1 protein-coding gene is annotated in these 255 nt (G+C 66.7%); it reads left to right on the top strand.

The features are described 5' to 3' along the window. The coding region (locus tag ACZ9XP_RS18010) for an Ig-like domain-containing protein (protein ID WP_465188971.1) at positions 1 to 255 on the top strand (255 nt) is incomplete at both ends.

Below are 255 nucleotides of genomic sequence, written 5' to 3'. Positions count from 1 at the left end.
TCAGCGTCAACGACATCACCGCCGACAACGTGGTGAACGCCGCCGAAGCCGATGAAGACATCACCGTCAGCGGCACCGTCAGCGGCGAGTTCAAAGCCGGCGACGTGGTGACCCTGACCGTCAATGGTCGCGACTACACCACCACCGTCAATGCCGCCGGTGAGTACAGCGTGGCTGTGGCCGGTCGCGACCTGGCCGCCGACACCACCATCGACGCCAAAGTGGCCGCCACCGATGCCGCCGGCAACGTGGGCG

It is taken from the genome of Vogesella perlucida (assembly GCF_979366545.1).
This window is presented reverse-complemented; position numbering and strand designations above follow the sequence as displayed.